Annotated in this window: 15 protein-coding genes, 1 tRNA gene and 1 pseudogene; 9 read left to right on the plus strand and 8 right to left on the minus strand. The window is 51.4% G+C overall.

From position 1 onward, the window contains the following. The first annotated feature begins 11 nt into the window (after window positions 1–11). The 5 genes from yjgA (at window position 12) to AKG43_RS05770 (ending at window position 5,245) form a co-directional block, all read left to right on the plus strand. Complete coding sequence (gene yjgA / locus AKG43_RS05750; protein ID WP_054599612.1) at window positions 12–545, plus strand: ribosome biogenesis factor YjgA; 534 nt, start codon at window positions 12–14, stop codon at window positions 543–545. Window positions 546–963: 418 nt separating this feature from the next. After that, complete coding sequence (locus tag AKG43_RS05755; RefSeq protein WP_054599613.1) at window positions 964–2,088, plus strand: ABC transporter ATP-binding protein; 1,125 nt, start codon at window positions 964–966, stop codon at window positions 2,086–2,088. 19 nt (window positions 2,089–2,107) lie between these two features. Next, window positions 2,108–3,085, plus strand: a complete 978-nt coding sequence (locus AKG43_RS05760; RefSeq protein ID WP_054599614.1) for an ABC transporter permease subunit — start codon at window positions 2,108–2,110, stop codon at window positions 3,083–3,085. After that, the gene (locus tag AKG43_RS05765) at window positions 3,085–3,975 is read left to right on the plus strand and encodes an ABC transporter permease subunit (RefSeq protein WP_054599615.1); all 891 of its coding nucleotides are present in this window, start codon (window positions 3,085–3,087) and stop codon (window positions 3,973–3,975) included. The genes AKG43_RS05760 and AKG43_RS05765 overlap by 1 nt, the downstream gene beginning before the upstream one ends. A 166-nt stretch (window positions 3,976–4,141) precedes the next feature. Next, a complete protein-coding gene (locus AKG43_RS05770) occupies window positions 4,142–5,245 on the plus strand; it encodes a nitronate monooxygenase family protein (RefSeq protein ID WP_054599616.1) in 1,104 nt (367 codons plus the stop codon). Between the two features lie 75 nt (window positions 5,246–5,320). Here the strand turns inward: AKG43_RS05770 and AKG43_RS05775 are convergent, their stop codons facing one another. From AKG43_RS05775 to AKG43_RS05785, 3 genes are all read right to left on the minus strand, one after another. Beyond that, on the minus strand, window positions 5,321–5,695 hold the full coding sequence (locus tag AKG43_RS05775; RefSeq protein WP_054599617.1) for a hypothetical protein: 375 nt from the start codon (window positions 5,693–5,695) through the stop codon (window positions 5,321–5,323). Between the two features lie 69 nt (window positions 5,696–5,764). Then, complete coding sequence (gene hisD, locus AKG43_RS05780) at window positions 5,765–7,060, minus strand: histidinol dehydrogenase (protein WP_054599618.1); 1,296 nt, start codon at window positions 7,058–7,060, stop codon at window positions 5,765–5,767. Between the two features lie 22 nt (window positions 7,061–7,082). Continuing rightward, on the minus strand, window positions 7,083–7,475 hold the full coding sequence (locus AKG43_RS05785; protein ID WP_054599619.1) for a helix-turn-helix domain-containing protein: 393 nt from the start codon (window positions 7,473–7,475) through the stop codon (window positions 7,083–7,085). A 151-nt stretch (window positions 7,476–7,626) separates the two neighbouring features. On the opposite strand from AKG43_RS05785, the gene AKG43_RS05790 reads away from it, so the two are divergent. Continuing rightward, window positions 7,627–7,965 carry a YkvA family protein gene (locus tag AKG43_RS05790; protein WP_054599620.1) on the plus strand — a complete coding sequence of 113 codons (339 nt, stop codon included), beginning with the start codon at window positions 7,627–7,629 and terminating at the stop codon, window positions 7,963–7,965. Between the two features lie 93 nt (window positions 7,966–8,058). On the opposite strand, the gene AKG43_RS05795 is transcribed toward AKG43_RS05790, so the two are convergent. The 3 genes from AKG43_RS05795 to AKG43_RS05805 all read right to left on the minus strand — a co-directional run bounded on the left by AKG43_RS05795 (window position 8,059) and on the right by AKG43_RS05805 (window position 10,726). Further along, window positions 8,059–9,300, minus strand: coding sequence for an NYN domain-containing protein (locus AKG43_RS05795; protein ID WP_054599621.1), 1,242 nt, complete (start codon window positions 9,298–9,300; stop codon window positions 8,059–8,061). A gap of 54 nt (window positions 9,301–9,354) precedes the next feature. After that, window positions 9,355–10,008, minus strand: coding sequence for an ATP phosphoribosyltransferase (gene hisG, locus AKG43_RS05800; protein WP_054599622.1), 654 nt, complete (start codon window positions 10,006–10,008; stop codon window positions 9,355–9,357). A gap of 64 nt (window positions 10,009–10,072) precedes the next feature. Next, entirely contained in the window at window positions 10,073–10,726 is a 654-nt protein-coding gene (locus AKG43_RS05805; RefSeq protein WP_054599623.1) for an SCO family protein, read from the minus strand. Here AKG43_RS05805 and AKG43_RS05810 point away from each other — a divergent pair. Both AKG43_RS05810 and AKG43_RS05815 read left to right on the plus strand, forming a co-directional pair. Further along, on the plus strand, window positions 10,725–10,955 hold the full coding sequence (locus AKG43_RS05810; protein ID WP_054599624.1) for a hypothetical protein: 231 nt from the start codon (window positions 10,725–10,727) through the stop codon (window positions 10,953–10,955). The two genes, AKG43_RS05805 and AKG43_RS05810, sit on opposite strands and share 2 nt — an antisense overlap. A 76-nt stretch (window positions 10,956–11,031) precedes the next feature. Beyond that, a tRNA-Leu gene (locus AKG43_RS05815) sits at window positions 11,032–11,116 on the plus strand. 391 nt (window positions 11,117–11,507) lie between these two features. On the opposite strand, the gene AKG43_RS05820 is transcribed toward AKG43_RS05815, so the two are convergent. Both AKG43_RS05820 and AKG43_RS05825 read right to left on the minus strand, forming a co-directional pair. Continuing rightward, window positions 11,508–12,116, minus strand: coding sequence for a 3'-5' exonuclease (locus AKG43_RS05820; protein WP_054599625.1), 609 nt, complete (start codon window positions 12,114–12,116; stop codon window positions 11,508–11,510). Window positions 12,117–12,131: 15 nt separating this feature from the next. Beyond that, window positions 12,132–13,937, minus strand: coding sequence for a DUF294 nucleotidyltransferase-like domain-containing protein (locus tag AKG43_RS05825; RefSeq protein WP_054599626.1), 1,806 nt, complete (start codon window positions 13,935–13,937; stop codon window positions 12,132–12,134). Window positions 13,938–14,212: 275 nt separating this feature from the next. On the opposite strand from AKG43_RS05825, the pseudogene AKG43_RS12735 reads away from it, so the two are divergent. Then, window positions 14,213–14,301 (plus strand): annotated as a pseudogene (locus tag AKG43_RS12735) (IS1595 family transposase); the annotation flags it as partial.

Here is a 14,301-nt window from a genome sequence, read left to right on the forward strand (position 1 = left end):
CGGATAGTGCTATGAGCAACAATGAACAGGAATGGGTAAGCAAAACCCAAATGAAAAAACAGATGGACAGCCTGCAAGACCTCGGTATGCAGCTGACCAAGCTTTCTGCCGATACGCTGAAAAAAATCGGCTTGTCGGAAGATTTATACGAAGCAGTGGTAACGTATAAAAAAATCACGTCCAACGGCGCGTTGAAACGGCAGGCGCAATACATCGGCCGTTTGATGCGCGACACCGATCCCGAACCGATTGAGCGTTATCTGGCCAAACTGCGCGGCGAAAATGCGGCGCATAATGCGTTCTTGCAGCGTGTCGAGCAGGCGCGCGACCGTTTGATAGCGGGCGACGACGCGCTCACGGCGTTTATTGCCGACTATCCGCATGCCGACGCGGGCAAGCTGCGCACGTTGATCCGCAATACCCGTAAAGAGCAGGAATTGAACAAGCCGCCGAAAAACTTCCGTGCGCTGTTTCAGGAAATCAAAGCGGTTATGGACGGCAACGCTGATGCGGCAGAAGATGCGGATGCAGAACCGTTTGAATAAAAAAGTTTCCGGCAGGCACGCTGTAACGCTATTCAATTGGCGACTCATCTGCCCATAAACAACATATAAACATCGAGGCCGTCTGAAACACCATTTTCAGACGGCCTCGTTACAGCGCGGCGGCAATTTATTTTTTTGTCATGGCATGGCGGATGTGTTGCCCTTGCCGTACACAAACTCGGCACGATTTACATAAACCGCCGCAAAGTTTAATTTTGTATTGCCCCGCAAAGGGATAGGCTAATATAATTACAGGTTCACAAAACGGGGCTGTCAGTAACCTTCGCCGGTTTCTCACAGCCCTTAGAAATTTTTCATGCTGCCCGTGCGCTCTTTAAACCAGCAATCAAACAGCTTTTTATCACCCCGCGAAAATCCGTTTTGCCGGTACTCGTTATGAATTTGGAGTATTGCCATTATGAACGCAACCCCTGCGTCTGCCATCCAACCCTATCTGCAAATACAAGGCTTGGTAAAAAAGTTTGGTGACAATTACGCTGTCGATCATATCGACTTAGATATTGAAAAACATGAAATTTTTGCCCTTTTGGGCAGTTCGGGCAGCGGTAAATCCACGCTGTTGCGCATGTTGGCGGGCATGGAAACCCCCAATCAAGGCAAAATCATTCTCGACGGGCAAGACATTACCCGACTCGCTCCCTACGACCGCCCCATCAACATGATGTTCCAAAGCTATGCGCTGTTCCCGCACATGACGGTGGAGCAAAACATCGCTTTCGGCCTCAAACAAGACAAAATGCCCAAAGACGAAATCGCCGCCCGAGTGGAGGAAATGCTGCGTTTGGTGCAGATGACCAAATTCGCCAAACGCAAGCCGCACCAGCTTTCAGGCGGCCAGCAGCAGCGCGTGGCTTTGGCACGCAGCTTGGCCAAACGCCCGAAAATCCTCTTGCTCGACGAACCTTTGGGCGCGCTCGACAAAAAACTGCGTCAGCAAACCCAACTCGAATTGGTGAACACGCTGGAGCAGGTGGGCGTAACCTGCATCATGGTAACGCACGACCAAGAAGAAGCCATGACCATGGCTACCCGCGTGGCGATTATGTCGGAAGGCAAATTGCAGCAAGTCGGCACCCCCAGCGATGTATATGACTTCCCCAACAGCCGCTTTACCGCAGAATTTATCGGCGAAACCAATATTTTCGACGGTACTGTGTTGGAAGATCACGCCGATTACGCCATCATCCAACTGCCCGAATTGGAAAACAAAATCCGTATCGATCACGGTTTGGGCGGCCGCTCCGAACAAGACTTATGGATCAGCATCCGACCCGAAGACATCGATTTATACAAAGAAAAACCGGAACACTTGGGCGAATACAACTGGGAAAAAGGCGTGGTGAAAGAAATTGCTTATTTGGGCAGCTTTGCCATTTATCACGTTCAGCTGGCCAACGGCCGCGTGATTAAGAGCCAAGTTCCCGCACCTTACTGGCATGTGCGCAATATCGCACCGCCCACTTGGGAAGAAACCGTGTATGTAAGCTGGCCGGAAAACCAGCCTACGCCGTTGTTCAGCTAAGCCGTAAGGATTACCCGACATGAAATTGAAAACCCTGAAACGCAAGCTGTTGCGCCGCCCCGGGCAGCGTGCAGTTATTGCCGTGCCTTATCTTTGGCTGCTGGTGCTGTTTCTGATTCCGTTTGCGATTGTGTTGAAAATCAGTTTTGCCGAACAAGAGCTGGCGATTCCGCCTTATTCGCCGCTGATTACCACCGACCCCGATTTCGGCCGTCTGAATATCGCGTTGAACTATCAAAACTATGCCGATATTTTCCAAAACTTTTGGAGCAGTTTGGGGCAGATGCTGAACCCGTTTTCAGACGGCAACGGCAACAATATCTATCTGCTGACTTATTGGCTGTCGATTAAAACGGCGCTTACCACCACCTTAATCTGTCTGCTGCTGGGCTATCCGATTGCCTACGCCATTTCGCGCGCGAATCCGGCATACCGCAACGGTTTGCTGTTGGCGATTATGCTGCCTTTCTGGACATCGTTTCTGCTGCGCGTATATGCGTGGATGGGCTTGCTCGGCCACAACGGCATCATCAACAACTTCCTGTTGAAACACAATATTATCAGTGAGCCGTTGAATCTGTTTTACAACGCGTTTTCGCTGAATTTGGTGATGGTTTACGCCTATCTGCCGTTTATGATTCTGCCGCTTTACACCCAGCTGGTGAAACTGGACGGCAGACTGCTGGAAGCGGCTTCCGATTTGGGTGCGGGGCCGGTGAAATCGTTTTTCTCGATTACCCTGCCTTTGTCGAAAACCGGCATCGTGGCCGGCTCCATGCTGGTGTTTGTGCCCGCGGTGGGCGAGTATGTGATTCCAGAATTGGTGGGCGGCTCCGAAAATCTGATGATCGGTAAAGTATTGTGGCAGGCGTTCTTCGATCAGAACAACTGGCCGCTGGCTTCCGCCGTTGCCGTGGTAATGGTGATATTGCTGGTGATTCCGATTGTGTTGTTCCACCGCTATGAAAACCGTGAAATCGAAGAAGGAGCCAAATAATGTCTAAATACAAATTGTCTTGGTTTCTCAAGCTGATGTTGGCGTTGGGGCTGGCGTTCCTTTATATACCGCTCGTTATCTTGGTGATTTATTCGTTCAACGAATCCAAGCTGGTTACGGTTTGGGGCGGTTTCTCAACCAAATGGTACAGCGCGCTGGCGGGTAACAGCACGATTTTGGAAGCGGCATGGCTGTCGCTGCGTATTGCCGCCGTATCGTCGCTTGCGGCGGTAGTGCTCGGCACTTTGGCAGGCTATGCGCTGGCGCGTATCAAGCGTTTTCGCGGCAGCACGCTGTTTGCCGGTATGGTGTCCGCGCCGATGGTGATGCCCGATGTGATTACCGGTTTGTCGATGCTGTTGCTGATTATCCAAGTGCAAATGTTCCTGCAAAGCAGCGAACTGTTGAACTGGCTGTATTTCGACCGCGGCTTCTTCACCATTTTCTTGGGGCACACCACATTGTGTATGGCTTATATCACCGTGATTATCCGCTCGCGCTTGGTTGAGTTGGATCAGTCGCTGGAAGAGGCGGCCATGGATTTGGGTGCGCGCCCGCTGAAAATCTTTTTCGTGATTACCCTGCCGCTGATTGCGCCTGCGATTGCTTCGGGCTTTTTGCTGGGCATCACGCTGTCGCTGGATGATTTGGTGATTACCTCGTTCTTGTCCGGCCCCGGTTCTTCAACCTTGCCGCAAGTGATTTTCTCTAAAATCAAACTCGGTTTGGACCCGCAGATGAACGTGTTGGCAACCATTATGATTTCCATTGTCGGCACTTTGGTGATTGCCATCAATTATTACATGATGCGGCAAACCACGAAGCGCGAACGCGAAGCCGCCGAAGCGTATCGTCAGGAAAAACTGGCTTTGGAAAATGCCAATAAATAATCTTGCTGCACAGGCTGTCCGTTGAACGGCAGCCTGTTTTTTTACCGTGTGGACGATGAAGCAAGTTTATGGCCTGTAAAAACATCCGTTTCAAACTGCGCGGTATTAAACAACCGCCAAACATTTTCAGACGGTCTCAACAGCCAATCACAACAAAGGAGAAACCATGAGCCGCATTTCCGACCTTCTCAGCCTTATTCGTACACGCCTGCCGGTTGTCCAAGCGCCGATGGCGGGGGTTCAAAGCAGCAAGCTGACGATTGCCGCCTGCCAAGCGGGCGCTTTGGGTTCGCTGCCTGCTGCTATGTTGCCGTCTGAAAAACTGTGCGCCGAAATCGAAACCATACGCCGGCACACCGACCAGCCGTTCAACGTCAACTTTTTCGCCCACCGCCAGCCCGAGGCAGATGCGGCGCAACAGGCAAAATGGCTGGCCGCGCTTGCGCCGTTTTATCGTGAATTCGGTTTAACGGAACAAGATGTGCAGCAAGGCGGAGGCAGGCAGCCGTTTGGCGAAGAGCAAGCAGAAATTGTGATGCAATACCGCCCGCCTGTGGTCAGCTTCCATTTCGGCTTGCCGGAGCAAGCCTTGTTGGACAAAGTAAAAAGCAGCGGCGCCGTAGTGATGTCGAGCGCCACCACCGTTGAAGAAGCCCGTTGGTTGGAAGCGCACGGGGCGGACATCATCATCGCGCAAGGCTTGGAAGCCGGCGGGCATCGGGGCATGTTTCTCAGCCGCGATTTGAACCGCCAGCAAGGCTTATTCAGCCTGCTGCCGCAAATTTGTGCGGCTGTGAATGTGCCGGTGATGGCAGCCGGCGGCATCAGCAACGCCGCTACCGCGCGTGCGGCGCGTGCTTTGGGCGCAGCCGGTATCCAAATCGGCACGGCTTTGATGTTGGCGGAAGAGGCCGACACCTCGGCACTTCACCGCAAAGCCCTGCAAAGCGAACGGGCGGCCGATACCGTGTTAACCAATCTCTTTAGCGGCGGTTTTGCCCGCGGTATCGTGAACCGCTTTATCCGCGAAGCAGGCCCTATCAGCGATGCCGCACCGCCTTTCCCGCTTGCGCAATCTGCCTCAGCGCCGTTAAAAGCGGCGGCGGAAGCGCAAGGTTCGGATGAGTTTTCGTCTTTATGGGCAGGGCAGAATGCGCCGCTGGCTTGTGAAGGCAGCGCGGCGGATATTATCGGGCGGATAGCGCAAGGCTTTGACGGCGGAACAAGTTTTAACGAGGGCAGGGTAGGCATCAGCATTCAGATGGCCTGAAAACCGGATTGAAATCAGCTTGCGGTGTTTGGTTTGCCGCTATGTGGCCGTGGGTGAAGAAGGGGATTACACGGCCTAAACCGGTGTTTGTGCCCACATCCGCACCAGCGCCATGCTGAACGCAAAGATAAACCCGCACAGAAAGCGGAAATGCCACGAAGAAGATGTGTGCCGTCCGCGTTGGCGGTCAAGCAGGCATATCATGCCACCTGCCAGTATCGGTGTCAGCACCAAGTTGAGGATTTGCAGGCCTTCGCTTCGGATGAAATGTTCGGGGAAAATCAGCAGACTGACGCCGCCGATAAGCGCGCCAATGATGCCGTAGCCGATCAGTGTCAGCCACGGGCGCGGTTTTCGCTTATGTTCGGCGGAATGAATACCCAGTTCGACCAGAATTTCGGCCGCAATCTCCAAAACCAGCTCGGCGAGCAGCTCAAATACAATTTCCATAATGATTCAAATATGAGGCCGTCTGAAATTTTCAGACGGCCTCTTTTAATAGTATCAACCTATATCAAATCAACGCTTTTTCAAACGCAATTCCGCCGCTCTTGCGTGTGCCGTCAGCCGCTCGCCGTGAGCCAATACGCTGGCGGTTTCGCCGAGATACTGCGCCCCCCGTTCGGAAACCTGAATCAGGCTGCTGCGTTTTTGGAAATCGTAAGTGCCCAGCGGCGAAGAGAAACGCGCCGTGCGGCTGGTGGGCAGTACATGGTTGGGGCCGGCGCAATAGTCGCCCAAACTCTCGCTGGTGTATTTGCCCATGAAAATCGCACCGGCGTGGCGGATTTTTTGCGCCCATTCCTGCGGGTTTTCCACCGACAATTCCAAGTGCTCCGGCGCAATATAGTTGGCGACTTCGCAGGCTTCGTCCAAATCTTTGGCCAGAATCATCGCGCCGCGGTTGCCCAGCGAAGCTTCGATAATCGCGCGGCGCGGCATGTCTTCTATCAGCTTGTTCATGGCCGTCTGAACTTCGTCCAGATATTGCTGCGAGGTGGCAATCAGAATGGCTTGGGCGATTTCGTCGTGTTCGGCTTGGCTGAACAAATCCATCGCCACCCAATCGGCGGGCGTGGTGCCGTCGGCAATCACCAGAATTTCAGACGGCCCCGCTACCATATCGATGCCCACCACGCCGAATACGCGGCGTTTGGCGGCGGCCACAAACGCATTGCCGGGGCCGGTGATTTTATCGACCTGCGGCACGGTTTCGGTGCCGTAAGCCAGCGCCGCCACCGCCTGCGCGCCGCCGACAGTAAACACTTTGGTTACGCCGGCCACAAATGCCGCCGCCAACACAATATCGTTGCGCTCGCCTTGGGGCGTGGGCACCACCATGATGATTTCGGGCACGCCGGCCACATGCGCGGGCATGGCGTTCATAATCACCGAGCTGGGATAAGCCGCTTTGCCGCCGGGCACATAAATACCCACGCGGTCGAGCGGGGTAATCTGTTGGCCGAGCAAGGTGCCGTTTTCGTCGGTGTAGCTCCAAGATTCCATTTTCTGGTGTTTGTGGTAGCTTTCCACGCGGGTGGCGGCGGTTTTCAAGGCCGTCTGAACTTCAGGAGCAATGCGTTCGAAAGCAGCCTGCAAGTCGGCTTGGCTCAACATTAAATCGGCCATAGTTTGTGCATTCATACCGTCGAAACGGTTGGTATATTCGATTAGCGCCGCATCGCCGCGCTTTTGTACGTCGGCACAGATGTCGGCAACAATTTGATCGATTTTCGGGTCTTGCGCGGTTTCAAAAGCCAGCAACGCTTTCAGCTCGGCTTGGAAATCGGGGGATTGGGTGGAGAGATGTTTCATGTTTTAGCTGCCTAAAAAATATTTACTTTAGATTTTGTTTTAGTAATGTAATTACTTCTTTTAATGTTTGCAATTCTTCGTTCTGTTTGGCCAATAGTTCATCTTTATGACGAAGGGTAAGCCTTAATTTTTCTACCTCAGCAGCTAAGTCATGTGCAGATGTTACATAGAAAGAAATATCCCGATTGTTATCGCCCATGTGGTAGCTCCAATTGCCCGTTTCAGGTTGGATTAATTCGACCACGTCGGTTTCAAAAATTTCAGCAATTTGTTCTAAGCGAGGAACACTTAAACGTGTTTCTCCACGTTCGATTTTTGCATAACCATTGACTGATAAATTCAGCCAGTTTGCCATATCTTCTTGCGTGAATTGGCGTGATTCACGCATGGTTCGGATTTTTTCATGTACTTTCATAAATCGCACTTTTCAGTTAATGAGTACAACTTTTCGTTGCTGGTTAATCTACTCAAGAAATTTATAATTACCCGAGTCCATGTGGGCATTTTAGAAAAAATTAGTAATTGGCTTTAAATCTAATATACTTGAAATTAAAGGAAATAAAAATATGTCAGACAATAAATTTGAGGATACTTATTCTGATAGCAGCTTTTGGGAAAAAATTAAAAAATATGCAAAAGTAGCAGGTGATAGTGTTTTGGAACCTGCTCTTAAAATGTACTATGCTGCACAAGATGCAGACACCCCCGCTTTGGCTAAAGCAACAATATATTCGGCTCTTGGTTATTTTATTCTACCCATTGATGCAATTCCTGATGTTACTCCTCTAGTTGGGTATGGGGATGATATAGGAGCACTAACTGCTGCTTTAGCCACAGTTGCTGCCCATATTAAACAAGAGCATACGGATAAAGCTAAAGAAACACTAAAACAATGGTTTTCTTAAGCTGAAGGCTCAAACAATATTTATATTTGCCAATATTTCAAAATCATTCCTGTGGTTTCAACCCCGAAAGCAGGAATGATTTTTATTGAATATTCAATCCTTGCTCACAAACCGCTTGTTCACGCGCACGCGTTCGCCGCGGCCGGCTTTTTTGATTTCCAGCCAGTCGCTGTAAACGGCGTGAATCAGAGCACGATCGGTGTCGAAGCCGTAATCGTGCGGGTTGACGGTGGGAGCAAGCTGTTTCAACACGTCGCTCAGGCGTGCCCAGCCTTGCGGATCGGCGGTGTTGTCAACGGCTTGCTGCACCAAAGGAATGAGCTTGGTAAATTTGGCTTTGCCGTTTTTGGGCTTGGGTGCGTCTTGCTGCTCGGGCTTGGCGGTTTCGGCGGCTTCTGCCGTTGGTGCGGGCGGTACGATAGCGGCTGTTTCCGCTTCCGGCTGTTTGCGCTCTTGCTGCTGGCGTTTTTTGCCGCGTTTGTTGGCGGGTTTGCCGCTGTCGGTTTCGGCGGCAGATGCTTGCGGTGCAGCGGCTTCGGCAACTTGTTTTTCTTTGCTGTCTTTATTTTCAGACGGCCTGTTGTTTTTTTCGGCCGGATTCGGATATCTGCGCACTTGGATTTGGTTGTTGTCGGTACGGTATTCGAACAAATCGAGCGATTTGATCAGGTCGGAAAGTTTGCCGAAACCGTAGAGGCGCGGGTCGAAATCGGGGTTGGTTTTGTTGATGTAGCTGCCGATGGGGCCGAGATTGGCCCAGCCGAGATCGTCGGCATTTTCTTTGACGGCGCGGGTGAGCAGTTTGGAAAGGTCGGCTTGCTGGCCGGTATTTTCGGCAGGTTCGTTCTGCGTTTTGGTTTTGCCGCTGTTTTTGTTTTTTTCCGGTGTGCGTTTTTCGGGGCGGAAGATTTCGGTGTAGATGAATTTGTCGCAGGCTTTGCGGAAGGCTTCGGGGGTTTTCTTTTCGCCGAAGCCGTAAACGGTAAGGCCGCTTTCGCGCAGACGGCTGGCGAGGCGGGTGAAGTCGCTGTCGCTGGAAACGATGCAGAAGCCGTCGAAATTGCCGCTGTAAAGCAAGTCCATCGCGTCGATCACCAATGCCATGTCGGTAGCGTTTTTGCCTTTGGTGTAGGCAAACTGCTGCACGGGGATAATGGCATGCGGCAGCAGGGCGGCTTTCCATTTGGAAAGGCCGTGGCTCCAGTCGCCGTAAATCCGTTTAACGCTGGCAATGCCGTATTTGGCGATTTCGGCCAGCAGGCGGTCGATGATGTCGGCGGGGGCGTTGTCGGCATCGATTAAGACGGCCAGTTTTTTGTCTGAAGTGATGTTCATGGGTAGGTCTAATTTAAAGGAAAACGTGTAACGGCGGCTTTTCAGACGGCCTCTTTAAGATTGCCCGGCTGCTTCGGCAAATGCGTTGATAATCGGCTGGATAAGTGCGTGTTTTACTTTCAACGCGGCTTTGTTGACCACCAAACGGCTGGAAATATCCACGATATGCTCCACGGCTTCGAGATTGTTGGCTTTCAACGTACCGCCGGTGGATACCAAATCGACAATCGCATCACTCAAGCCGACCAGCGGAGCAAGTTCCATCGAGCCGTAAAGTTTGATGATGTCCACATGCACGCCTTTACCGGCGAAGTGTTCGGCGGCGATGTCGGGGTATTTGGTGGCAACACGCAAACGGTTGCCGGGCTGTGAGGCGGCGGCATAATCGAAACCTTTGCGCACGGCAACCATCATGCGGCATTTGGCAATCTTCAAATCCAGCGGCTGATACAGGCCGTCGCCGCCGTGCTCGATCAATACGTCTTTGCCGGCGATGCCGAAATCCGCCGCGCCGTATTGCACATAAGTGGGTACGTCGCTGGCACGCACAATCACCAGCCGCACATTGGGCAGGTTGGTGCCGATAATCAGTTTGCGCGAGCTGCCCGGTTCTTCGAGCGGTACGATGCCGGCGGCGGCCAGCAGCGGCAGGGTTTCATCAAAAATACGGCCTTTGGAAAGGGCGATGGTCAGTTGGTTTTCTTGCATGATGTATAAAGAAATGATGGTTTCAGGCCGTCTGAAAATGTTTCAGACGGCCTCTTAGGACGGGTTATGATTTTAGCAAGATGCGGATATCGTCTGCAATCTGTTGTGCCGTGCTTCCGTAAGGCTCAAATACCGCCACTTCGCCGTTTTTATCAATCAGATAAGCCCCTGCAGAGTGGTCAACCAGATAAACCTTTTCAGATTGCTGCTGCGCTTTGGCCGATACAACACGGTATTGCTGCTTGATCAAAGGTAAGTCCTGCCCTTCGGTTGCGGTTACGCCGATAAAGCCGGGATTAAACTGCTTAACGTATTTGCCGATTAATTCGGGCGTGTCGCGCTCGGGATCGACGCTGGCAAAAACCACCGCCACATCTTTGGCATCGTCGCCCAGCTGCTTGATGGTGTCGCTGTATGTTAAAAGCTCGGTAGGGCATACGTCGGGGCAGTGGGTGTAGCCGAAAGAAAGAATAACCGCTTTGCCTTTTAAATCGTCGAGATTAAACACTTTTCCGTCGCCGTCGGTAAGCGTGAAATTACCGCCGATATCTTCTTTGCCCATGTCCGTGCCGTGAAAACCCGCAGAGGCACGGGCAGGCTCTGAAACCTGTTCGGGGGCAGGTTGCGATGCCGCAGGAGCGTTTTCCTGAGGCGTACAGGCATTCAAAGCAGCCAACACGCATGCAGCAAGCACGAAATTTCGGGTAATCGGATTCATGTCGTCTCACTCCAAAACAAGTAGGGTAAATGAAAGCTATCTTAACGCGTTTGCCTGTGTAGATGTTGAAGAAAATACGCAATCGCATCAAATTAATCAGGCCTTGATTAAACCTTCGGGGCAGATTTTGATTCCGACCATAAGGGCAGTAACCCCGTTTAAGGCGGAATCGTTTGCTTCGGTTAAAAAAACAGATATTTTAATTTTATTTATTTTCAATGAATTGTAAATTTTAAGGCAATTAATACATATTTGGGGCTTTACAGGAATTTTTTTATCACTATAATAGCCAACTCTTCTCACCTGCCCAGGTGGCGAAATTGGTAGACGCAGGGGACTCAAAATCCCCCGCCGAAAGGTGTGTCGGTTCGAGTCCGACCCTGGGCACCATAAAAAAACCGCTCTCAAGCGGTTATTTTTTTGCCTGTTGGAAACGTGCAGCCGAATGTGTGCTTAAATTGTATTGGCTATGGTCGGTTTCTGAATGCGTTAAATCTGTGAGGCCGTCTGAAAATTTCTTTTGTGCTTGAAAAGCTTGATTGCTACCAAAGCGTCAAGCCTCCATATCTTAGTCTCCAACAGTTGTGAATTTGATGACCACACCGAGCGGGCGCAATGGGCTGCTGATGTGTTGCGGTTGAAGGTTATCGGTTTTTCAGACGGCCTCAATTTTTTCTTTTCCTTTATCTTTATAGATTAACCAAACAATACCGACTTGCACCTCAGAGATTTTGAACAGGCTGTTCTAATACTGAGACACAAGTCGGTTTCGATGGCTGTTTTAGCGCAGCCTTTGTTTCAGCAGCAGGTACATCAATGCAACATTGATGGAGTCGTTGAGCGCGTCGTGGCGGGGCAGGCCGGTGAGTTTGAGTTTTTTCAGCATGGTGTCCATACGCAGGTCAACGTAACCGTCGTGGATGTTTTCTTTTTGCTGCCAGCGGTGGAAGAGTGAAGATACATCGGTTTGGGGGTTGGGCAGTTTGATGCCGATCATGGGTTTGAGAAATTTGTTGACCATAGCGATGTCGTATTCCAAGTAATAGCCTACCAAGCCGCGGCCGCCGATGAATTCGAGCAGCTGTTTGATGGCTTCTTGCACGGGGATGCCGTCTGAAAGGTCTTTCGGTCTTAAGCCGTGTACGCTGATGTTGGCGGCTTTCATCGGATTTTCGGGCTTAACCAGCACATAAAACGATTCGCTCACCAATACTTGGTTTTTGCGGATTTTAACGGCGCCGATGGAGAGGATTTCGGCTTCTTTCACGTCGAGGCTGGTGGTTTCGCAGTCGAAGCTTACCCATTCGTCGGGGTGTTCGTCGAAAAGAAAGTTGTAATGCGGGTCGGTGAGTTTTTTGCGCTCTCTGCCCTGCAAGAATTTTTTAAACATAGACGGCACCCCTGATTACGAAGTGATGTGGAAGTGGTGGCGGATCACGTTTTTAAACCGCTTAACGACTTGCAGCGCATCTTTGAGCAGGTCGCGTTCGAGTGTGGACAGGTTGCCGAAATCGAGTTGGTTGGGGGTGCCGGAGCCGCCGTTGTGCAGGATGGCGAGGTTGGCGCTCAGTCGTAAGTCCATGATGTAGCTGAGGGCTTCGGCAACGTCTTTGCCTAATGCTTCGTCGATAACGTTCAGTTGGACGAGATGGTGAATGCGCTCGAACGTATTGGTTTCTTCGATGCGGGCTTCGAGGCTGAGGGCACGGATGCCGTGAACAACGGGAAACTGCCCCATTTTTTTGATGTCCATTTTTTCGGCTTGGCCGCGGTTGAGCAGTTGGGAGAAAAAGCCTTTGCTTTGGCTTTCAAATTGATCGACGGCGCGTGCAAAGGCCATCAGCATGCCGACGTCGTTAACCATCACTTTTTGCAGATGTTCTTTGACTTCGGCCAGCATGGAGGTGTCGCCGGCTACGGCTTTGGCATCGATAAAAATGGCGAGGTTCATCATGTTTTCGCCGCTGGCATTGTGGCACCAGCTGCTGACCATTTTTTTGAATTCGGGCAACGGTTTGCGCCATTGGGGGTTGTTGACCATGATATTGCCGGGGCAGGGCGGATAGCCGAGACGGGTAAGCGTTTGTGAAAATTGGGCGGCTATTTCGGCGGCGAGATCGGGATCGACGCTTTCGTGCAGAATCAGGGCATTGTCTTGGTCGGTTTTGAGAATTTGTTCGCCGCGCCCTTCGGAACCCATCACGATCAGGCAGGATTTGTCGTAGAGTTCGGCCGGTGCGAGAATGCGCCACGCTTTTTCAAACAGGCTGCTGTTGAGCACCTGCATTAACTCGGCCAGTTGCGGCGCGCGCACGCCGTTGTTGCGCAGCAGGCGGATCGAATCGGTCATCTGGCCGGAGATGTCTACCAGTTCGTCTATGGTTTTGGCGCGCTCCAAACGCTGTGCGACCAAATGGCTGTGGTTGGAGAGATAGGCCAATACGTCGATTTGTTCGAGCGTGCCGATGGGGATGCCGTTTTCTTCTACTACAACGCGCTGGATTTGGTAGCGCATCATGCGCAGCAAGGCGTTGAACACGAAATCGTCGATGTCGGCGGAAATCAGATTGAAGGCTGTCCATTTGTGTACGGCTTCGTCTGACGGTGCTCCGGCGATGACGATGTCGCGGAAGGCGGATTCGGTGAACACGCCGATTTTACCTTCGTGGCGTACCAATGCGGATTTGGTTTTGCGTTCTTTCAATACGCCGGCGGCGTGGAAAATGGTGTCGCTGCCTTCCAGCCAAACGGGTTTGTTGCGGTAGGCATCGCGGACTTTGGCGGTAAACAGGCTTTCAAATTCGCTTTCGTTTTTGGTGTTGGAAAGGCTGGCGAATTTATCGGCGACGCTGGTGTAGCAATAGGCACCGAAACGCGGGTTGGAATCGATGATTTCAAGGACGACGGCTTTGGGAATGGTGTAAACCAGCACTTCTTCTTCCACTACGAACTGGTGGTGGCTGATGCCTTCGATCAGGCCGCGGGCTTCAAAGGTGTCGCGGGGGTGGTAGAGGGAGACGACATCGCCGTCGGCACCGATTTCTTTTACCAAGCCTTTGATAACGACATACAGAAATTCGATGGGTTCGTCGGGGCGGATAATGGTTTCGTTGTCGTGAAAAAACGAAATGTTGACCGATTTTTGCAGGGCAACGCGCTCGGGGTTGCTCAGGTAGTTGAATGGGGCGTAGCTGAAGTCGAACCGTTCCATGATGATTTCTTCCTTTGTTTTTTGTTTTATTGTCAGTTAATTATGCCATGCTTTCAGTGGAATGGGTGTATGCTGTGAGGCCGTCTGAAATTAATTTATACTGTGTTCGGGGTGTGTTTTCAGACGGCCTGCTGCTTAACGCGCATTTTCCTCGGGCATTTGCGTTTTTTTGTGCCAAAAAACCACCCCGCCAGCACACTTTGAACAGATTGAATAAGCCGATCAACTTATTTTTAGGGGCTGACGTAGATTAGCAGTCATGATAGGCTGCCAAAATGAAGATAACCCACTGTAAGTTAAAGAAGAGTCTGCAAAGAAAACTGCTTGAATATTTTGTATTGGAAGTAACCGCACGTTCTGCTGC

Source organism: Neisseria sp. 74A18 (assembly GCF_001308005.1).
Taxonomy (GTDB): domain Bacteria; phylum Pseudomonadota; class Gammaproteobacteria; order Burkholderiales; family Neisseriaceae; genus Neisseria; species Neisseria dumasiana.